This window comes from Thermaurantimonas aggregans (genome assembly GCF_003851885.1).
Classification (GTDB): Bacteria; Bacteroidota; Bacteroidia; order Flavobacteriales; family Schleiferiaceae; genus Thermaurantimonas; species Thermaurantimonas aggregans.
In genome coordinates, this window is the sequence record NZ_BHZE01000003.1 from 156,876 (window position 1) to 178,379 (window position 21,504).

19 protein-coding genes are annotated in these 21,504 nt (G+C 41.6%); 15 read left to right on the top strand and 4 right to left on the bottom strand.

Going from position 1 to position 21,504, the window contains the following annotated elements:
- Positions 1-38 precede the first annotated feature (38 nt).
- Entirely contained in the window at positions 39-2,588 is a 2,550-nt protein-coding gene (locus EIP89_RS02650) for a LysM peptidoglycan-binding domain-containing protein (RefSeq protein ID WP_124397104.1), read from the bottom strand.
- 208 nt (positions 2,589-2,796) lie between these two features.
- Here EIP89_RS02650 and EIP89_RS02655 point away from each other — a divergent pair, with 208 nt between their 5' ends.
- The 7 genes from EIP89_RS02655 (at position 2,797) to rplT (ending at position 8,529) form a co-directional block, all read left to right on the top strand.
- Complete coding sequence (locus EIP89_RS02655) at positions 2,797-3,381, top strand: lamin tail domain-containing protein (RefSeq protein WP_124397105.1); 585 nt, start codon at positions 2,797-2,799, stop codon at positions 3,379-3,381.
- A gap of 21 nt (positions 3,382-3,402) precedes the next feature.
- The gene (locus EIP89_RS02660) at positions 3,403-4,137 is read left to right on the top strand and encodes an SdiA-regulated domain-containing protein (RefSeq protein ID WP_124397106.1); all 735 of its coding nucleotides are present in this window, start codon (positions 3,403-3,405) and stop codon (positions 4,135-4,137) included.
- Positions 4,134-5,312 (top strand): porin, encoded by a 1,179-nt coding sequence (locus tag EIP89_RS02665; protein ID WP_124397107.1) that lies wholly within the window; start codon positions 4,134-4,136, stop codon positions 5,310-5,312. Before EIP89_RS02660 ends, EIP89_RS02665 begins: the two co-directional genes overlap by 4 nt.
- Positions 5,313-5,390: 78 nt before the next feature.
- Entirely contained in the window at positions 5,391-7,334 is a 1,944-nt protein-coding gene (thrS, locus tag EIP89_RS02670) for a threonine--tRNA ligase (protein WP_124397108.1), read from the top strand.
- A gap of 17 nt (positions 7,335-7,351) precedes the next feature.
- Complete coding sequence (gene infC / locus EIP89_RS02675) at positions 7,352-7,873, top strand: translation initiation factor IF-3 (RefSeq protein ID WP_124397109.1); 522 nt, start codon at positions 7,352-7,354, stop codon at positions 7,871-7,873.
- A gap of 33 nt (positions 7,874-7,906) precedes the next feature.
- The gene (rpmI, locus tag EIP89_RS02680; protein ID WP_124397110.1) at positions 7,907-8,101 is read left to right on the top strand and encodes a 50S ribosomal protein L35; all 195 of its coding nucleotides are present in this window, start codon (positions 7,907-7,909) and stop codon (positions 8,099-8,101) included.
- A gap of 83 nt (positions 8,102-8,184) precedes the next feature.
- Positions 8,185-8,529, top strand: coding sequence for a 50S ribosomal protein L20 (gene rplT, locus EIP89_RS02685; protein ID WP_124397111.1), 345 nt, complete (start codon positions 8,185-8,187; stop codon positions 8,527-8,529).
- 61 nt (positions 8,530-8,590) lie between these two features.
- Here the strand turns inward: rplT and EIP89_RS02690 are convergent, their stop codons facing one another.
- Genes EIP89_RS02690 through EIP89_RS02700 form a run of 3 tightly spaced genes read right to left on the bottom strand, consistent with a single transcriptional unit; the run spans position 8,591 to position 13,002 of the window.
- Positions 8,591-9,238 carry a response regulator transcription factor gene (locus EIP89_RS02690; RefSeq protein ID WP_124397112.1) on the bottom strand — a complete coding sequence of 216 codons (648 nt, stop codon included), beginning with the start codon at positions 9,236-9,238 and terminating at the stop codon, positions 8,591-8,593.
- 47 nt (positions 9,239-9,285) lie between these two features.
- On the bottom strand, positions 9,286-12,210 hold the full coding sequence (locus tag EIP89_RS02695; RefSeq protein WP_124397113.1) for a sensor histidine kinase: 2,925 nt from the start codon (positions 12,208-12,210) through the stop codon (positions 9,286-9,288).
- Positions 12,211-12,237: 27 nt separating this feature from the next.
- On the bottom strand, positions 12,238-13,002 hold the full coding sequence (locus EIP89_RS02700) for a DUF2797 domain-containing protein (protein ID WP_160160499.1): 765 nt from the start codon (positions 13,000-13,002) through the stop codon (positions 12,238-12,240).
- Positions 13,003-13,073: 71 nt separating this feature from the next.
- On the opposite strand from EIP89_RS02700, the gene EIP89_RS02705 reads away from it, so the two are divergent.
- From EIP89_RS02705 to EIP89_RS02740, 8 genes are all read left to right on the top strand, one after another.
- Positions 13,074-14,594, top strand: a complete 1,521-nt coding sequence (locus EIP89_RS02705; protein WP_124397115.1) for a GH3 auxin-responsive promoter family protein — start codon at positions 13,074-13,076, stop codon at positions 14,592-14,594.
- A complete protein-coding gene (locus EIP89_RS02710; protein WP_124397116.1) occupies positions 14,591-15,421 on the top strand; it encodes a hypothetical protein in 831 nt (276 codons plus the stop codon). The genes EIP89_RS02705 and EIP89_RS02710 overlap by 4 nt, the downstream gene beginning before the upstream one ends.
- A 283-nt stretch (positions 15,422-15,704) precedes the next feature.
- On the top strand, positions 15,705-15,944 hold the full coding sequence (locus tag EIP89_RS02715) for a DUF8828 family protein (protein ID WP_124397117.1): 240 nt from the start codon (positions 15,705-15,707) through the stop codon (positions 15,942-15,944).
- A gap of 84 nt (positions 15,945-16,028) precedes the next feature.
- Entirely contained in the window at positions 16,029-16,751 is a 723-nt protein-coding gene (ubiE, locus tag EIP89_RS02720) for a bifunctional demethylmenaquinone methyltransferase/2-methoxy-6-polyprenyl-1,4-benzoquinol methylase UbiE (protein WP_124397118.1), read from the top strand.
- Positions 16,751-17,479, top strand: a complete 729-nt coding sequence (gene porT, locus EIP89_RS02725; protein WP_124397119.1) for a type IX secretion/gliding motility protein PorT/SprT — start codon at positions 16,751-16,753, stop codon at positions 17,477-17,479. The genes ubiE and porT overlap by 1 nt, the downstream gene beginning before the upstream one ends.
- A gap of 12 nt (positions 17,480-17,491) precedes the next feature.
- Positions 17,492-19,060, top strand: coding sequence for an NAD(P)/FAD-dependent oxidoreductase (locus tag EIP89_RS02730; RefSeq protein WP_124397120.1), 1,569 nt, complete (start codon positions 17,492-17,494; stop codon positions 19,058-19,060).
- A 6-nt stretch (positions 19,061-19,066) separates the two neighbouring features.
- Positions 19,067-19,708 carry an NAD(P)H-binding protein gene (locus EIP89_RS02735; RefSeq protein WP_124397121.1) on the top strand — a complete coding sequence of 214 codons (642 nt, stop codon included), beginning with the start codon at positions 19,067-19,069 and terminating at the stop codon, positions 19,706-19,708.
- Positions 19,709-19,896: 188 nt separating this feature from the next.
- On the top strand, positions 19,897-21,369 hold the full coding sequence (locus EIP89_RS02740; protein WP_124397122.1) for a sodium:solute symporter family protein: 1,473 nt from the start codon (positions 19,897-19,899) through the stop codon (positions 21,367-21,369).
- The last annotated feature ends 135 nt before the right edge of the window (positions 21,370-21,504 follow it).

Here is a 21,504-nt window from a genome sequence, read left to right on the forward strand (position 1 = left end):
AGGCCGGGTGCAAGCTCGAGAGGATTAAACATTCATTTTTACTTGACAAAGATAATCAATCCCGGGATTAAATCAGGCTCTTTAATGTTTGGATTAAGCTGTTTTAATTCTTTAACAGGTACTCCTGTTTTCTGAGAGATGGTTTTAAAGTTATCGCCTTGTTCTACGCGATAGCGCTTGCTGTCGTATTCGGTGTAATCGCCCCCAGGAGTCACCTTCAATTCAAGACCTTCGAAGACGCGCACACCTCTCAGCCCACCATTGAGTTCTCTCAGGTCGCGCAGGGTGATGTTGTATTGCTGGGCAATTTTCCCGAAGTTGTCTTTAGCATCGCAAACGTGTATTTGACCGATGGGCTTAGCAGGAGCAGCTGGTTCTTTCGAGTCAGTACCGGCAGCCGCTTCACTACCTGTAGCAGGTGTTTGTGTGGGTTTAGCTTTGGGTACGTAGTTTTCTGAAATTACTTTGAAATCCGTACGTCTGTTGATTTGGTTGGCAACTTCTTGTAATTCTGGTGACAAGGTCTTTATATATTTTTCAGTCAATACAGTTCCCGGTTTGAAGAGGCCTTTTCCGTATCCATCGTAGTTTTCCGGTACAGTAAAAGGTTCTCTCTCACCTCGACCCACGGGTACCAGTCTTTCCGGATCAATGCCTCTTTCTATCAAATAATCTACGCATGCCTGCGCTCTGCGCTGTGAGAGCAGGTCGTTATTAGCATCTGTATCGCGGTAGTCGGTATGTGAGCGCAGTTCTATGACAATGTTGGGGTTTTTGATCAGAATGTCGTACACCATGTCGAGTGCTTCTTTGGATTCTGGTCTCAGATCCCACTTGGCTAAGTCGAAGAACACATTTGGCAGAATGATTGGCTCTTCAATCGGGTCAAGCGATTTTGTCAATTTAAAGCTGTACAAGAAGTGGTTTTCGGCCGGGATGAATTCGTATTGTTCCATAGCTATTCCCACGGTCGAGAAGTTTATAGAACCGCTGAGAAATTTTTTCTTTTCAAAATTGATTTGATAGTTTACGTTTTCCTTAAGCGTACCTGGCTCTACAATAAACACACCATTCTTATCCGTATTAATTGTAATAGATGAACCATCACTGCCATCGATACGAGCTGTTACTTGAGGAATGGGCTTTTTGTCTTTTGAGTTGGTTACTTGTACTTCCAGCTTGTATTCGAGCGGAGCGAGGTAAATAGCATAGATATCATCGCCACCTTTTCCTCCCTCTCGATTCGATGAGAGAAACCCTTTTTTTGCGCCACCGCTTTCGAACACTATAGCAAAGTCATCGAAGTTTGTGTTGATCGGATAGCCCATATTTTCAGGTTTACCAGTGGGCATACCTTCTTCGTTTACAGGCACTCTGAAGATGTCAAGACCGCCCATGCCCGGATGGCTAGTGCTTGAAAAGTAGAGGTAGCCATCGTCGTGTGCAAATGGGAAGAGTTCGTCGCCAGCACCATTCACCATAGGTCCGAGATTTTTGGGGGTGTCCCAGGAACGAGTGCGACGATTGTATGTCGTGATCCAGATATCTTTTCCACCTAATCCCCCCGGCATATCGCTGGCAAAGTAGAGGTATTTATCGTCGGGCGACAGGGACGGATGCCCCACACTGCTTACAGAATCAGGAGCAAGGAATATTACTTCGGGCTCTTTCCAATCTTGACCTAACCGCTCGGATACATAAATTCCACAACCGAGGTTTTGGCTCTTCTGCTTGAGGCAACGCGTGAAATAAATAGTTTTTCTTCGCTTGTCAAAGGTAACACCTCCTTCGTGATACTGTGTATTGAGCATTGCGCTTTCAGGCTTGGGTTCGAGCCATTTCGTTTCAGACATGAGCGACTTATTCTCACCTCTCTTCAGCCTCTGTTGTTTTTTGGCTGTTTTGCGCTCAGCCTGAGCTAAGAAAATATCGGTAAAGTTACCTCCAAACCAGCCTTCGCGCTTCTTGCCAGTGGCACCCAATCGGTCTGAGGTAAAAACGATTTCGTCATATGAACCTGGCCTACCCGAATAGACAACCCCAAATTCGTTCTCTTTTGTGTTGAGATCCTTTACATTTTCTACCAGGTACCTTGAGCGATTCTTCTTGTACTGCACTGCCAACTTACAGCCTTCGATGCCATTTTTTGCTCTTTGGTCATCAGGCACAAGCTTCAAATAGTTTTCATATTCTTTTGTAGCGTCTTCGTACTCACCTAAATTATGAAGCGACTGAGCCAGCAACAGACGTACTTCAGGCTCGCTATAACCGGCCGAAATTGCTCTTTGAAAATAATTAGTCGCATATTTGAAGTTGAGCATTTTAAAATAACAGATACCTAAATGATAGAGAATTTCAGTTCTTTCAGACTTGCTGCGGGTTTTAGAATACGCTTTTTTAAATTGTTCTGCAGCAAAATAGAATTCGTTTGACTTAAAGGCATCTAAAGCTTGCCGGAAGTCTTTGCTCTTTTTTTCTTCTTTTGGGGCTTGCGTCGCTGTGGTTTGTTTGGATGCGACATCTTGAGAAAATCCTGTAATTGAGAAGTTTAAAGCAACTAAAATACTTGCTATTAATGTGCGGCTCATTCGTTTTTTGGTTGGAAACTATTTTAATTGCCAAAATAAAGATTGATTAATGAAATATCAAAATAAGATTTTTTGTTTGCAAGTGTGCATATTTTAAAATGCTGAAAAGATACTAACACAAACGAAAGTGATCATTCGTCATTTTTTCATCTAATAAAGAATAACATTTTGATAATAATACACCTATACATTTGTTCAAAAACTATTAATGAAAATAGCTACAGCCTCTCTGATTGCACTGATAGCTCTCAGTTCGTGTCTGAAAGACAGAAAGTTGCCCATCGATCAAGGTACTAACCCTCCGCCTCCGCCTGTTCGCGACACAGTTTCGTTGCTCCAATCTAACACATTGCGCATAAATGAACTGGTAGCAAGTAGCAGTAATTTGTCGGATGAGTTTGGGCAAAACAGCGATTGGGTAGAAATTTTTAATCCTTCTAACACGAGCTGGGTGAAAGTAACCGCTGGAAAAACCTTTTTGAGCGACAGTAAAGGAAATCCCACCAAATATGCATTCACGCGTGATTGGTATATACCCCCGAGAGGTTTCCTGATAGTATTTTGTAATTCCCGCAGCAGCGAAGGACAGTTTATCAATACTTCTTTTGGCCTTTCTTCAGCGGGTGAAGATTTTGTTATTTCCTTCCAGGAGTCACCTTCATCGCCATTAGTGAGAGTTGACGAAATGTCTTATGCTCCATATGATTTTACAAAATCTATAGGTTTAAGGCCTGATGGTACTGGCACTACTTACTACGAAATGGTGATGACGCCTAATGCACCGAACCAATAAGAAAAAAATAGAATTTCAATTATGATGTATTTTAAATTTCGCATTGCGGTTGCATTGTTTGTTCTTTCTATCGCAAGTGCTTATCCCCAAAAGATAAAAAAGACGAAGATAGCACCTTACATGTCGCATTACATCGAAGTATCAGAGCCAAGCGGATTGGTGTATTACCCAAACAACAATTCGCTCTTTATCGTAAGCGACAATGGCGATTTGTTTGAAACTACACTCGACGGAAAAATTCTTCGACAAGCTCATTACGAAGGGGTTGATTTTGAAGCAGTAACATTTGTCAACGGGCTACTTTATGTAGTCGAAGAGCGTCATAGAAACGTCTTGGTTTTCGATCCTAAAGAGTTAAAACTGCTGCACACCTTTCACATTCCCTATTCCGGAGGTAGAAATAAAGGATTCGAATCTATTGCATACATACCCGATAGCAGAAAATTCATTCTCATTACTGAAAAAGATCCGGTATACGTGATGGAATTTGACACCGCCTTTCGTCCATTGAACGTTTATCGCTTTGAAGCCGCTCGCGATATTTCATCGGCTACGTATTTCGAGGGTTTTCTCTATCTGCTAAGCGACGAAGACAGAACTATTTTTCAACTTTCGCCCAAGGATTATTCGATCGTACAAGCTTGGAAGGTGCCCATCATTAATCCAGAGGGTATCATGTTTTTACCTGACAGGAGCCTCCGCATTGTAAGTGATGATCGTGAAAAATTGTACTATTTCAAAAATCCAATTCAATGAAAAAAATTATACTCATCCTTGTATGTATATTTCTATGTAATGGTCTAATTTTTAGTCAGGTAACTTTGACAAATGGCGATCATACTATTGAGATTACTGGTGCTGTTTCTACATATTACAACAAGCGCTTTTTAAAAGAAGGTGAACTCAATAAGCGCAAAGACCGATTTAATCTGCGCGATGCACAAATTCAAATAGAAGGTCGATACAAACGCACAGTAGAATACGAGCTTCAGGTGGACTTTTCAGACCTTGGGCAGGCAGGTACCGGAGTAATTGACCCAGAAAATCCCGGAATAATGGATGCTTACGTGCGTTACAAAGGATTGCAGGTAGTGGATGTAACTTTCGGATACACGAAATTACCCTATTCCCGTTCATCACTCGTACCATTTATATTTACACCTTACTGGCAAAGGGCAGAAATCGTTCGTGGCGATGTCTTTGCGCGTCGCGATGTTGGAATCTCTCTTGGAAAAACAATTTGGAGGCAGCGCGCTCACATAGTGGTAGGTGTCTATAACGGGCTTGGTGAATTAAGTCTTAGAGGTGATAACGATCCTTCAGGAACTTTAGAGTATGTAGGTAGAGCAGAAGTGGCCTATCCTTCGCGCTTCAGATACAGGGATATAGACGATCGCATCACTCCTGTTCCCATGCTTGCTTTCGGTATCAACGGTCGATACACCGACAAGCGACAACCTTTATCCAACAGAACACTACCAGCTGGAGCCGGCGGAGAGTACGGTGTAAAAGTGATCGACGGCATTAAATATGTCTATGGCTTTGATGTAGCTTTTCAATGGATGGGTTTTTCCGCACAATACGAATTTCACTTTTACCGAGCCACACCGCGCGATTCAAACAACTTCATGCTCCTTGGTCTGCCCAAGTGGCAAACAGGTGGTTTTTATCAAGGCGGTGGTATGTACGGACAAATTAATTACTTTGCCAAACCTCTAAAATCTATTTTCTCACTTCGCTATGAAGAGCTAATGCTCAACGATTTGATACCTGGTAAACTCGTTCGGTTTGGCGGTGCCTATGCTTTTCAGTTAAATGGTTGGAAATCAATGCTAAAAGTACAATACTGGCTTGTTGACAAGGAAGATCCCCTCGAAGAATTGAGCTGGAAGTCACAGGTAAGAGTAGGTTGGCAGTATTTGTTTCAATAGAAATTTTAAGGAAATACTTTTTTAGATATCTCTGTACAATCGATTTTAAAATACTTTTGCAGCCGTTTTTTAGGTTAAATGATTGAAATAACATTTCCCGACGGTAAGAAAAGAACATACGAAGACGGCACCACGGCCTTACAAATCGCTGAAAGCATTAGCAATCAACTGGCTAAAAACGTGCTATCAGCTGAGTTAAACGGCAAGATCATTGAAGCCAATCAGCCACTGTATGAGAGCGGTTCGCTTCGACTTTTCACTTGGGATTCTGACGAAGGCAAAAGAGCCTTTTGGCACTCATCAGCCCACCTGATGGCGCAAGCCATACTCGATTATTATCCGAATGCGAAACTCACAATAGGCCCTCCGATCGAAAATGGCTTTTATTACGACATCGACTTCGGCGACGATGTTTTCGGGGAAGCTGATTTTGAGAAAATCGAAAAGCAAATGCTCAAGCGCGCGCAGGAGAAAGCTGAGTTTAAAATGCGCAACGTATCGAAACAGGAGGCTTTGGAATTTTATAAAGATAACCCCTACAAAACAGAACTCATCCAAAACCTGGAAGATGGCACTATCACCTTCTGCGACCACAGCACCTTTACCGACCTTTGCCGTGGAGGCCATATTCCCAATACCGGCTTTATTAAAGCTGTAAAAATCTTAAATGCAGCCGGCGCTTATTGGCGTGGCGATGAGAAAAACAAACAACTCACGCGCGTTTATGGCATTTCCTTCCCAAAGCAGTCAATGCTCGACGAATACCTGCAGCGACTTGAGGAGGCAAAGAAACGCGATCATCGTCGCCTCGGCGCTGAATTAGAGTTATTTGCCTTCAGTCAACGGGTAGGGAAGGGTTTACCGCTTTGGTTGCCTAAAGGAACTGCCCTCCGTGAGCGCCTTGTTAAATTTTTGCAAGAGGCTCAGAAAAAGGCTGGTTATCAACAAGTGATCACTCCTCACATTGGTCATAAAGACCTCTATGTTTGTTCTGGCCACTATGCAAAATACGGTAAAGACAGTTTTCAACCCATCACTACTCCTGAAGAAGGTGAAGAGTTCTTACTCAAGCCGATGAACTGTCCGCATCACTGCGAAATCTATCGCGTGAAGCCCAGGTCGTACAAAGAATTGCCCTTGCGATTAGCCGAATTTGGTACCGTGTACCGCTATGAACAGAGCGGTGAGCTTCACGGCCTCACACGCGTAAGAGGTTTTACACAAGACGATGCACACATCTTCTGTACGCCTGATCAGCTAAAAGACGAATTTAAAAAAGTTATAGACCTCGTTTTATATATCTTCAAAGCCCTCGATTTCAACGAATACAAAGCTCAAGTATCGCTTCGCGATCCGAACAATCCCGATAAATACATCGGCTCGGAAGAAAACTGGCAAAAGGCCGAACAAGCCATCATCGAAGCCGCTGCTGAAAAAGGCTTGCCTACGGTAGTTGAATATGGCGAAGCTGCCTTTTACGGTCCGAAGCTCGACTTTATGGTAAAAGATGCACTCGGACGCATGTGGCAGTTGGGCACCATTCAGGTCGATTATAACCTTCCTGAGCGCTTTGAGCTTGAGTACAAGGGTGCCGACAATCAGATGCATCGCCCAGTGATGATTCATCGGGCACCCTTTGGCTCCATGGAGCGCTTCGTGGCAGTACTCTTAGAGCATTGTGGCGGTAACTTCCCAATCTGGTTGGCTCCTGACCAAGTCATCATACTGCCTGTGAGCGAAAAGTACCACGAATATGCTCTGAAAGTAGCCGAACAGCTCAATCACCATGATATCCGCGCCATCATCGACGAACGCAATGAAAAAGTAGGCCGTAAAATACGCGATGCCGAGGTATCAAAGATTCCCTACATGATCATTGTAGGTGAACGCGAACAGGAGCACAACATTCTTAACGTTCGGAAACACGGAGGTGAAACCCTTGGAGAAATGAATATTCCTACCTTTGTAGAACGTTTAACCAATGAAATCAATAATTTAATTCCACAATTTACTAACCCTTAAAACCCTATAGAAATCGAATGTCGAAAGACACTATATCCTTTAGAATCAATGAAGAAATCACTGAGCCTCAGGTCAGGCTCGTAGGTGATAATGTAGAGCAAGGTATCTACAGCACTACTGAGGCACTTAGAATGGCCGAAGAACAAGGTATGGACCTCGTATTGATTACTGAAAAGGCCAATCCACCTGTATGCAAAATCATTGATTACAAGAAGTTTCTCTACGAGCAAAAGAAAAAACAAAAAGAAATACAGGCCAATGCGGCCAAAATTATCGTAAAAGAAATCCGATTCGGCCCGCAAACTGATGATCACGACTTTGAGTTTAAGAAAAAACATGCGAAAGCCTTTCTCGAAGAGGGTGCTAAAGTGAAAGCTTATGTTTTCTTTAAGGGAAGGTCTATTGTATACAAAGAACAAGGTGAGATACTTTTGCTCCGCCTCGCACAAGAGCTTGAGGATGTAGGAAAAGTTGAATCAATGCCTAAGCTCGAAGGTAAGCGAATGATAATGATAATAGCACCTAAGAAGAAAAAATAAATCGCCGAATTCTATAAATAAAGTCTGTTGGATATGCCAAAGATGAAGACCAAATCAAGCGCTAAGAAGCGCTTTGCGATCACAGCCACAGGCAAGATCAAGAGAAAACAGTCAGGTAAGCGTCACATCCTGACCAAAAAGGCTACAGACCGCAAAAGAGCTCTTACTAAGTACGCTCTTGTGCACAAAGCTGATAAGCCCAACGTAAAACTGATGCTCTGCATCTAATCGATTCATGGTTTAAAAACCCTGTGTCCGGCTCTTAAAGTACTTGAAAATCAAGTCGCCTATCACAAAAAAATCTAAGTAATATGCCAAGATCCGTCAATCACGTAGCTTCCAGAGAAAGAAGGAAGAAAATTATGAAGATGGCTAAGGGCTACTATGGTCGCAGAAAAAATGTGTGGACTGTAGCCAAAAATGCCGTCGAGAAAGCACTCACCTATCAATACCGCGACCGCAAAGCACGCAAAAGAAATTTCCGCTCGCTGTGGATTATGCGTATCAATGCCGGTGCTCGCATGCACGGTATTTCTTATTCGCAGCTGATCAATAAGCTCAAGCAAGCCAACATACAGCTCAATAGAAAAGTGCTTGCTGACTTATCGATGAATCATCCCGATGCTTTCAAAGCTGTAATCGATCAAGTAAAGTAAATAACAACATAGAATTTGGCGATTTTAAAATTCCCGGCTTGCTTCAGGTCGGGAATTTTTTTTACACGATACCCTTCTTATAGGCAATCTTAATGGCTTGTGCCTTGTTGTTTACGTGCAGCTTTTTATAAATGTTGGAAATATGCGTGCGCACGGTGTTGGGGCTTATAAAAAGTCTTTCGGAAATCTGTCGATAATCAAGCCCATTGATCAGATGCCTCAAAATGTCCACTTCCCTTTCGCTGAGTACATCTTCTTTGTTTTTTACAACCTCCACATGTGCACGAGAAAGCAGCTGTAGGGTTTTACGAGCGATTCTCGGACTCATGGGCACTACACCAAATTCTACCACGTCGCGTACGTGTTGTATAAGCTTATCTGCACTTTCTTCTTTTAAAAGATATCCCACAGCCCCTGACTTGATGGCTTCAAAAATCTTGTCGTCGTCGTCAAATACTGTGAGCATGATGAATTTGATGGACGGATAGAGTTCAGAAGCAATAGAAACTGCTTCTATACCGTTCATCACAGGCATATCGATGTCCATAAACACTACATCTGGCAGATCTTTCGCTAGTTTGCACTTCTCTAAGAAGTCTTCCCCGTCACTAGCCGTGAAAACGATTTGAAAATCAGGACTATGGCGAATGCGGTCGATTAAACTCTGTATATTGATGCGTTTATCATCTACTAAGGCTAACTTGATCATTTTGAATGAAGTATTTTCTTTTTAAACAAAGTACGGATAAAAGCCCGTCAAGTCGCATACTGCATTTGATGTAAATCAATTTCAATTTCAACAAGGGTGCCATTGAGCTTTTCAGAGCGAATCACGATGGAAGCATTTATTTCATCCGCTCGAGCTTTCATATTTTTTAAGCCATAGTGGTCAAGAAATTCTGTATTCAGATTAAATCCTACACCGTCATCGATTATTTGAATTTTAAGTTTGTTATTTAGTGTTTCAAAGTAGATTTTTATTCGATTTCCTCGACTGTGTTTAAGCGAATTGGTAATTGATTCTTGTACGATTCTGAAGAGATTGATGGCCAAAGTAGGCGGTATAATAATGGAATAATCTACATTTTCATAATACTCGATTTCAATCGATTCATTAAGCTCACGTATCGATATAACATATTGCTTTGTTTTGTCGATAAATTGTTCTATAGAAAGCTTTTTTGAATTTAAAAGCCAAATGGTTTCTCGGATTGTTTGAATCGCTTCTTTTGATACTTTTTCTAATTTTTTCAATTTTAAACGATCATCGTCATTTAGTATCTTAAAGTATTTTTCAGTAAATAAATCGATCTGAGAAATCATATACGAAAGTTGGGCTCCGAGGTTATCGTGAAGCTCTCTTGATATGCGCATTCTTTCATTTTCTAAATTTTTCTGTACTTCGTATCTCAATAGTATCTTTTGTCGATTCCGTTCATACAGATAAATGATGAAGCCTGAAATCATTATCAAAATAGATAGTATTGCAAGTGTATAAAACCACCACGTCTTCCAAAATGGGGGTAATACTTTAATGAAGAGCTTTTTTATATCACTTTTTTCTCCATATTGATTTACCACATAAAATTCAAGGGTATATGATCCCTGAGGAAGATTGGTATAACGAATAAAATTGTTGTTTCCCGTGTTAATAAAATTGCTTTCAATGGGCGATAATTTGTGAAAATACTCTGATTTTTCCTTACTTGTAAAGTTTATGTGTCTTACGGATAATGAAATTGTGTTATTTGAATAATTTAATGTAATACTATCTATTGAATTTTTTAATTCAATTTCGTCGTCCACCAAAACGTTTGTATAGTAAATATTGGGCTTTAATTGGTTATTGTAAATGTTTTCTGTATTGATAATGTTTATTCCATTTACACCACCGAAGTAGAGAAGATTTCCATTTTTATAATAGGCATTTGTGTTAAATTCGTTTGCTTGTAAACCGTCATTCAGGTTGTAATTAATTGTCTTTTTACTTTTTAAATTAACAACATTAATGCCCCTGTTAGTTGATATCCATATGTTTCCATCCAAATCAATTAAAGTAGCATAAATAAAATTATCTGAGATATTGTGTGTTTTTTTTGTAATTACTTCTTTAATTGTTAACTGATCATCTAAAATGAACAGGCCTTCGTTGGTCGAAATGTAAATGAGCTCGTTCTCCCTCATAATAGCTTGAGCTCTGTTCGATAAAAATTTTCTTTTAGTTCCCGTATTTATATCAATAGTATAAACGCCGTCGAATGAACTACAAAGAAGTGTATGGAAGTCTTTCTGAAATACATTGAGAATATATAAGTCTGTTTCGTACTTATCTAGAGTTCGAAAATTATAATCTATTCGTTCAATTATAATTTTTTTTCCACTTTTATTGGTAACAGAATAGGTGAGAAAATAGTTATTTATACCTTTTGTAATGTTTAAAAAATTGATGTTTGGATTATTTCTTAATATTTTTTTAAATTTCTTATTTTCAAAATAATATAAACTTGAAGTGCTAATTGCATAAAAATTGTCAGGAGATTCGAAAGATGCCTCAATGTCCCAAATCGCATCCATACCTGGTAAAATTATATTTTTATAATTTCCATTTGTGTAGTAATAAATTAGCCCACCTCCATATAGTCCTGTTACGATGGTCGAATCGCTTAAAAGGTGAATACACTTCACCATATTAAGCGATGAATTGGGATTTTTTATATGGATAAATTTGTTGTTATCTCGTGAAAAAATATAAAATCCATTAATGTTAGTATAGATATAAAGATTGTCTTTATAATCTGTAAAAAAGTCGTAAACAAATAATCTGCTGAAAGTCGGTAAAATTTCACTTTTATCTATTTTTAAATACCTTCCGGGATTTGTTTGATATATGTATAATTCATTTTCCTGTGCAATCCAGATTTTATCGTTGTATAAGTAAAATGAACGAATATCTTCAATCGATTGAGTCTCGAGGTAGTGGATTTTAGATGAAATTTCAGCTGGTAACGTATTATTAAAGTCTTTTGTATGTATTATAATTGGTATGAATGTTTTTCTATATTTTACTTTTTTTAATCTACAATTTTTCAGTGAATACACCTTATATTTTTCATTTAAATCAATTATTGTTGGTTTATCATAGTTGTATAAGTACAGAAAATCATCGAATGCGAATATGGTGTAAAAAGAATTTTTTAATTGTACCTTATTAATTTTTTTTAAATTGTCTAAACTAATCGTTTCGATTATGGTATCGCTTAGTATGTACAATAAATTTTTATTTACATCAAAAGTTTGATATGCTTTAAATTCATCTCTTGTGAGTATGGAGTCTTTTACAATGTCAATAATTTCAATACCAAAATCGTTAGAAACGATACAAAGATTATTATAAAGAGTTAATTTTTTGATGTTTTTTGACTTCAGATATTTAGTTCCCTTAAAAATATCAGAGTACATTTTAAATTCATGACCATCCCAAATGTTGATATCATTAGCTGTTCCTATCCAAAGTCTTCCAATGCTGTCTTGATCGATACTGTAAACAGAATTTTGGGAAAGTCCGTTGTTTGAATTAAAGTTTAAAAAGTTGTATTGTACAATTTGTCCATACAATTCAGGGATGGACACAAGAGCATACGTTGCTAAAACGATTAAAATATATCTACGTATGCTCAACATTTTTTTTAATTAACAATCAAAGATATTTTATATTACGATATCTACCATTCGTCCTTCATACGTTCGAATGTTGAGTGCGGTTGAATTATTTAAGACAATGTATTGTCCTCTTAGGGCTGTGAGTTCACCTTCTAAACTAGTATTTTTTTCAATGTTTACTGAAGTTATTTTTTCTGGAACGGCAATTTTTGGATATTCAAATCTGTATATAGTGTCGTCTGATGAAAATTCTTGAATTCTATCGGGATACATTTGTTTGACTTCTTCTTTTATTGACAGTAAATCGATATCAGGGTCTTTCCAAGTAAGCATTTCGCGCCAGGCAGTTTTATCTGAAAACTTTTTTTTGAGTTCTACTTCCCACATTCCTGCCTGGTAGCGATTTTCCACCAGCAGCAAAGGCAGGGCTGCAACAGCACCTTGGTCGATCCAACGGGTGATTTGTTGGCTTGTGCGCGTTACGCCAACTTTTAGTCCGCCGGAAATCGCCAGGTAAACAGTGTGAGGCTGAAGCTGATAGGCCTTCTCAAACTCTAAATCGCGCTCTTCGATACCCAAGTGCGCCTTGCTGAGTTCAGGCTTTAGAATAGCATCTGAAGCTTGCGGGAGTGTAAAAAAACACGATTGACAAAAATTCATTCGATATACTGAATCGACGATTTTGCCGCAAAAACACTTGATTTTATGCAAATACGATATTTTGATTTTTTTGCCCAAAAGATCGTTAAGGAAAAATAAATCGTTTTCAGTGTTTAAGTAATATCTTACTGGATTGTGCTGATATACAGCCATTTTGTTTAAATATCCGGTATAGTGCATAAAGGTTGTATACAGTATTTTTACACGGTAAAAATATTGAGTTCATGCTTAAATCCATCATCAATAATGTGCTGAAATGGAACCTGCAAGCCCGAATGGAAGAGTTGGATTTTTTTAGAGAATTTCCTGAAAAGACACAGCGCAAAATATTGCATGAGCTCATCGATCAGGCTCGCTACACCGAATATGGAGTAAAATACAACTTCCCGAAAATTGAATCGTACGAAGACTTTCGGCGATATGTACCTGTTGTTCAATACGAAACCATTGAACCGTATATAGCTCGCATCAAAAAGGGAGAGCACAATGTGATGTGGCCCGGCGAGATTTCCTACTTTGCCAAGTCGTCGGGCACTACCAACGACCGAAGCAAGTATATACCCGTGAGCCCGCATGCCTTGGAAGAGTGTCATTTTAAAGCAGGGCGCGATATGCTGGGCATTTACTTCAGTTTATTTCCTGAAAGTAAGCTTTTTCACGGTTTGAGCTTGCGCATCGGCGGTAGTACACAGTTTATAAACGAAGCTAATGGCAGTTACTCTGGCGATTTAAGTGCCATTCTCATAAAAAATTTTCCTGCATGGGTGCAGTGGCGGTCTACACCGAGTCAAGACATAGCTTTGATCAGCAATTGGGAAGAGAAGATTGAAAAAATCATCGACATCACCATTCACGAAGATGTAACCAGCATGGCAGGTGTACCCTCGTGGCTGTATGTGATGGCACAGCGTATAATGGCTAAAACGGGTGCAAAACACCTACACGAAATCTGGCCAAATATGGAGCTCTACATTCACGGTGGAGTGAGCTTTACACCCTATCGACACGCTTTTAAGAGACTATTTCCCGGTGATCGCGTCCATTATCTCGAAACGTACAACGCTTCAGAAGGTTTTTTTGGCATTCAAGACCTAAAAGAACCCGGCAGCATGCTCTTGATGCTCGATTACGGCATTTTTTACGAGCTCATTCCTGTCGATCGATTAAACGATGAAAGGGAGAAGCATATCATACCTGTGTGGGAAGCTGAGCCGGGAGTTAATTATGCATTGGTGATATCGACTAACGCAGGCCTGTGGCGCTACATGCCAGGCGATACGGTGATCTTCACAAATACTAAACCCTTGCGTTTTTACATCTCCGGCCGCACAAAGCACTTCATCAATGCCTTTGGCGAAGAGCTAATGATCGAAAATGCCGAACGCGCTATTGAGGCTGCTTGTGTAGCCACAAATGCAGAAGTTCGCGATTTTACTGCCGGACCTTATTATTTCGGTGAAAACTCCAGCGGTGCCCATGAGTGGATCATCGAATTTTCAAAAGAGCCCGATAATTTTGAAAAGTTTTGTACAATACTTGACACTACGCTGCGCGAGGTAAACTCCGATTACGATGCCAAGCGTTTTAAAGATATGACGTTAAAATTTCCGATCATTCATCGCGCACCACAACATTTGTTTTACAATTGGCTGAAGTCTAAGAACAAATTAGGAGGTCAAAACAAAGTGCCAAAGCTTAAAAACGACCGCTCGATTTTAGACGAATTACTACCGCTTATCAAATGAAGAAATTCACGGCATTACTGCTATACACTGGATTTATTCTTTCAGCTAAAGCCCAATTTGGCGACCTATCCACACTCGATACCGTGCTGTGGGTACCCGACCCGGCCATTAAGTCGTTTACAACTGACAATCTCGGAAATATTTACCTGATTTACGAAGAAGAAATCAAAAAAATAGTGCCATATCCGGCTGCTAATTCTGTGAAAATTAGTTTCTCAGAGCCTCAGCTCGGCAAGGTGGCCGCTATCGATGCCTTTAATCCTATGCAGATTTTGGTGCGCTATCAACCGTTTAACAACATTATTTTTTTGGACAATAAACTCAACAAAATTCAGCAGTCACTCCAGCTCGAGGATCTTGGCCTTATGGATGTGCAATTGGCCAGCATGACCACCCAAAACCGCATTTGGCTTTATGATCAGGTACTCGATCAAATTGTGCTCTACAACCCACGCTTAGAAGGCATCGAGTTTTCTACTCAAAACATCACCCAACTCATTGGCATCGAGAACTCTCCGGAATACCTGCAAAGCGATGCCTCGGGTGTGTATCTGTATCTGAAAGAAGCCGGACTAATGATTTTTGACGTATTTGGTAATTTCGTAAAAGTTTTACCTATCAAAAATTTGACTTCTGTACAGATAAAAGATAAAAAACTCTACGGATTAGAAGGTAAAAAAATACTCATTAGCGGGCTGAATGTGAATTTTTTGCGACGCATTGAGCTTCCTTACAAAGACTCCATTGAACAAGTGCGCTTCGAAAATCAATTTATTTTCCTTCTCTTTGAGGGTAAAGGATTACTTGTGGCACTGTTTCCCGGTTAATCTTTTCCTGTCTTGCGCTCTTTTTAACAAGTCTTATAACTTCTCCTTAAAAAAAGAGGCTGTTACATCGGTTCATCTAGGATTGGTAGATGGACTATTTACTTTTGGAAGATGTTGTAGTAGTCCGTTCACGTAAAGCGGGTAAAGACGCTATATGAAGTGCCAGAATCTCTAGCCTATACCGTTAAGGAATGCACAAAATTGGAGGTGAGAGAGGAGAGGGTGGAAAGTGGAGGTTACTTTTGTAGCATTAAAAAGAATTCAACTATTTAAATTTTTACTCATGAGCATGCCAAAATTTTTAATCGCTGACAACACCGATTTTCCTGAAGATATCTTCGTAATTCATACGGAATATCCTCGCTTCATCTTAAACATGTCAACCGATGAGCTGGAATGGCTCGACGATGTGGATCTCGGTGAAGAAGACGATATTCCGGCTGAAATCATGCAGTTGCTTGAAGAGGCTGACAGCTTTTACGATAGAGAAATGGAGCGCTACGAAAATTTTGACGCTGAATAAAACAAACTTTTTTCGATTTATACATAAAACCTTTTCACTGTATTGCAGTGTTAAGGTTTTGTTTTTTTATGGTAATTGAACAGAATGGAAGTAAAACCCTACAGCGATAAAGCAGGCAGCAAGAAGGAGCAAGTGGCTGAAATGTTTGACAACATTTCGCCTAAATATGATTTTCTAAATCATACGCTCTCACTTGGCATTGATCGAGGCTGGCGAAAGAAGCTGTTGCGCTTAGCATCGAAGGCTAAACCTAAAATCATACTCGATGTAGCTACCGGAACAGGTGACTTAGCCATTGCATTGGCAGAACTTAATCCTGAGCACATCATTGGGGTAGATATTTCAGAAGGCATGCTCTCATACGGGCACAAGAAAATCGAGAAAAAAGGCCTAAAAGGACTTATCACTCTACAAAAAGGCGATAGTGAGGCACTTGAGTTTGCTGACAATACTTTCGATGCTGTAACGGTGGCTTTTGGGGTTAGGAATTTTGAACATCTGGAGGCAGGCCTAGCTGAGATGCTTCGTGTCACAAAGCCAGGCGGGAAAATCTACATCTTAGAGTTTTCGCAGCCTGAAGGGTTTCCATTTGCTCAGCTCTACAAGTTTTACTTTAAAAATATCCTCCCTTTGGTAGGTCGCTGGGTGAGCAAAGACAGCCGAGCTTACAGCTACCTGCCTGATTCGGTTGAGGCATTTCCCTTTGGAGAGGCTTTTGCCAACATTTTAAAAAAATTAGGTTACAAAAACATTCGACTGCATCGCTTGACGTTTGGTGTAGCTACCATCTACGAAGCTGAAAAATAATGCAGTGTATTTTGCGTTTTTCAGAGGTAATGAAGATTTTTAGACAGAGCATATTGGCTGTAAGCCTTCTGATAGGCAGCTCAGTGTACGGGCAACGCATTCTGAACATGCCCACCTACACGAGTAAACCGTACCACTTCGGATTTTACCTCGGAATCAATTGGTATAACTTTCACATTCGCCACAAACCCAATCTCGACGACTACCCTGGGTATTATTCTACGATTACGCGAGTAGATCCAGGCTATCACGTAGGTATTATTTCTGATCTTCGCTTGGCCAATCACTTAAATCTGCGCTTTAATCCAGCTTTTGCCGCTACTGTACGCCGGCTTGAGATCGATACCTATAATCCGAATTTTTTACGAAGGCAGGTGTATGTCAAGGATGTGGAATCGTCGTTTGTCGAGCTTCCGCTCGAGCTGAAATTTTCGAGTAAAAGAATTCATAACTACTTGGTGTATATCACTGGTGGTCTGCGCTATAACATTGACCTTGCCTCTCAAGAAAAGGTGCTCGACGACGAGCTGTTTAAAATTCGGCGCAACGATTTTGCTTATGAAGTGGGCTTTGGAATTGATATCTTCTTCGAATACTTTAAAATGTCGCCACAGCTAAAGGCGGGTTTTGGCTTTGCCAACTTGCTGGTAAACGACGGCTCGGTGTATGTAAACAATATTGATAAAATTTACACGCGGTCGGTGTTGTTTTGTATCACATTTGAATAAGCTGCCCAAAGGGTGATCAAGGAAGTTGAAATCAAATCGTTGCCGGCTCTGGCGTACAACGATGAGTTTGTAAAATCAGAAATATTAAAGCAACTAAAGGCAGAACCCGGTGAACTGACCGGCTATCGCACTTTGCGCTATTCGATCGATGCACGTAGGTCACCGGTTCAGATCGTACAGCGAGTGCAGGTAGCACTCGACGAGCCCTTGCCAGCTGATGAGCTCACCCCTTTGATGTATAAAAATGTGGGAGATGCGCAAAAGCGCGTGTTAATCGTGGGCTTAGGCCCGGCAGGCATGTTTGCTGCCCTCCGACTCATTGAGTTGGGCGTAAAACCCGTAGTGCTGGAGCGTGGATACGATGTGCGCACGCGTCGTCGTGATCTAAAAGCCGTAAACCGCGACCACATTGTAAATCCCGACAGCAACTACTGCTTTGGCGAAGGAGGAGCCGGTACCTACTCCGATGGAAAGCTCTACACGCGCTCCACTAAGCGCGGAGATGTGCGTCGCATCTATGATTTGCTGGTCCATCACGGCGCTAATCCCTTTATCCGGGTTGATGCTCATCCACACATCGGTACCAATAAATTGCCTGGAGTAGTACAGGCCATTAGAGAACGCATCTTAGAACATGGCGGAGAGATTTACTTTGGCACTCGGGTAGTTGATTTTGTTCTCCAGGGAGGCCGAGTGACCGGCGTGGTGACTCGCGATGGAGCAGTGATCGAAGGTGACGCTTTGATCTTAGCTACAGGTCATTCAGCTCGCGACATTTTTGAATTGCTGCAACGAAAGCAAATTTCACTTGAGCTGAAACCCTTTGCCCTAGGCGTGCGCGTAGAGCATCCGCAGGCTCTGATTGACCATATTCAATATCACGGTATGGAGCGAGGCGAACATCTGCCGGCTGCCAGGTACAAACTGGTGCATCAGGTAGCAGGTAGAGGTGTTTACAGCTTCTGCATGTGTCCAGGTGGCTTTATCGTACCGGCTGCTACAGCTCAGGAAGAAATTGTGGTAAACGGTATGTCGCCCAGCAAACGCGACAGTAGGTTTGCCAATTCGGGGATTGTGGTCGAAATACTTCCGGACGACGTGGCTGAATTTAAAAAAGATGGTCCGCTAGCAGCTTTGCGCTTTCAGCAGATGGTGGAACGCCGAGTATGGGAGGCCGGCGGTAAAACGCAATCAGCACCTGCTCAAAGGCTTATCGATTTTATCAATGGTAAGGTGAGTACCTCGCTACCGGAGTGTTCGTATATACCCGGCCTCACGCCGGTAAATATGCACGAGGTGTTGCCCGAGTTTGTAAGCTTTCGGCTCAAGGAGGGTTTTAAAGCCTTTGGACGTAAGATGAAAGGCTACTTGAACGAAGAAGCTCAAATCGTGGCAACAGAGAGCCGCACTTCATCGCCGGTAAAAATTCCCAGAAATCCGGAAACACTTATGCATCCGGAGGTAGGAGGACTGTTTCCGGCTGGTGAGGGCGGTGGCTATGCTGGTGGCATCGTTTCAGCGGCTATGGATGGCGAACGTGTGGCAGAAAAAGTTGTTGAATTTTTGCAAAAACTTCCATAGACACATATGCGTGCACTGGTAATAGGCGCTACCGGAGCTGTAGGCTCTGAGGTCATAAAAGGATTGTTGAATATTGAAGGCTGGAAATTCGTGCGCGTTTTAGCGCGACAAAAAGCTTCTATTGCGCATCCCAAACTTCAATGGCATGTGGGCGATTTGTTTTCTGACGAGTTTATTTCTACTCATTTAGAAGACATTACCCACATCTTTATGTGCATTGGCACTACGCGAAAGAAGACACCAGATCGAGAGACTTATCGCACCATTGATTATGGTATTCCGGTGCGCACAGCCCAGCTGGCTGCTAATACCGATGTGTACCATATGCTGGTGGTATCGGCTATCGGTTCTAATCCCAAAAGCTGGATTTTCTATTCTAAGCTTAAAGGCGAGATGGAGCGCGATGTAGCATCTACTGCACTACCGAGAGTTGATTTCTTTAGGCCTTCAACCATTATCGGTCAGCGACCTGAGCGCCGACCTGCTGAAGAGTGGGCCATCAAAATAGATCGTTGGCTGGGTGGCTTAATCCCAAATACATACAGAGCTGTGCGGGCAGAGCAAATCGCACGCGCTATGATTGACCGAGCTAAACTGACGGAAGAGGGGCGCTATTACGTCGAAAACGCTGAAATTTTAAAATATTGACCAGTATGGTTCAAGTCAATGTGTGAGCATTCGACTATAACATTTTGATTTTCTGTGTTTTAAAAAAATCCTAGACCTCTGTTTTTTTGATTATTTCAGCCTAATAATTTTTATAAAGATTTTAAAAAGTTATTAAAGATTCTACATTAGCTGGTGTTTTACCTAAAGGATTTGCAAATTTTTAGTAAATGGTAATCGCCACTTCTATCTTCTTGGCCCTTTGGGCTGGTATTGTGTTGTACTTCACTGTAATATCCCGTAAGAGCACTGGCAGCATTCGCGACTACGCCTTGGGCTCAATGATGTTTTCGCCGGTTTTTGTTGGGCTGAGTTTAGCTGCTGGCATGACGAGTGCTGCTACGTTTATCATCAATCCTGGGTTAATTGGTTATTACGGCATTAGCGGGGTAATCAGCTATGCCATTTCTCTGCCGCTGGCTGCGCTGATTTCGCTTGTCATTCTAACCAGGAGGTTCAGAAAGGCGGGCAGTTCTACCAAGGCGCTATCGCTGGCGCAATGGATGGGGCACATGTATCAATGCAGGGCAGTTTCTACATTGTTTGCCGTGCTGTCGCTTTTACTTATCACTTTTCTAGTGCTTATCACAGTTGGCCTTACTAAGGTGCTCACATCGGCTTTGAAGGTAGATTACCGATATGTTTTATTAGGCATCACCGTATTTGTGTTTGGCTATATGGCCTTTGGCGGAGCTAATACGATGGTGTATTCCAATGCCATACAGGCTGTACTGATGCTGGTAGTGGCCATCACGCTACTGGGCAGTGGCTGGAGCTATTTTTCAGAAGGGTTCTCGGGCTTTTTTGCAAAACTGAAAAGCATAGACCCTCGGCTGGTGCAGCCCACCAATCCTGAAAGTCCGTTGTTTCGCGATTATTTTGAGATCGTGGTAGCGCAAATGATTGTTGGCGTAGCAATTATCTGCCAGCCTCACATCATCACAAAGTCTTTGTTGCTAAAAAGTGAAAGACAGGTAAAGCCCTACTTAGTAAGCGGAGTAGTAGTGCAAACGCTTTTTTTCCTCGTGGTAATTGCAGGGCTGTACGCCCGAATTGAATTTCCAGACCTCTCCCTAAATGGACAACCCATAAAACCGGATGCGCTTATGAGCACCTTTGTGACGCATCACTTCCAGCCGGCTGTGGCAGTACTGGTGGTGTTTGGTCTGCTGGCAGCGGGTGTTTCTACGATCGAGTCGCTCATACAATCGCTTTCAACCACCATCACGGTCGATTTGTTGCAACCCCTTCTCTTACGCGAGGCGGACCAACATCAGGTGGTGCGGATAAATCGAGTGGTAATTTTCTTACTGGCAGTAGTGACGTTTTTCATCTCAAAACAACAGATCGAGCAACCCAATCTTTCGGTAGCCATGCTGGCGCAAAACGGTGTATATGCCTTTTTTGCCTCTGCCTTCTTTCCTGTGCTGATGGGCATTTTTGGCAAGCAAAAAGTACCTTCAGCCGCCCTTGCCTCAGCCGTAACAGCCATCGTTGTGCACTTTAGCGTGTACTATCTTCGCCTGACGCCTTATATGCAGGGAGCAGTTCGTAATCCTGCAATCCCGGCAGCTCTAGCTATCGTGAGTGCACTGCTTGTGGGTTGGGTAGTGTACCGTGTAAAGTCGAAAGAGGCAATCTAAAGGGAAGAAGGATTCTTGGTGGAGCGTCTTTGTTTTTTAAATGGTTTTTATGTTGCTCTTGTATAGAGGTACAAGGCCTTCTCTGTGGAAATAGTGCATGCGTGAGGTGCCTGGAGGGTGCCGGCGAAGCCGGCA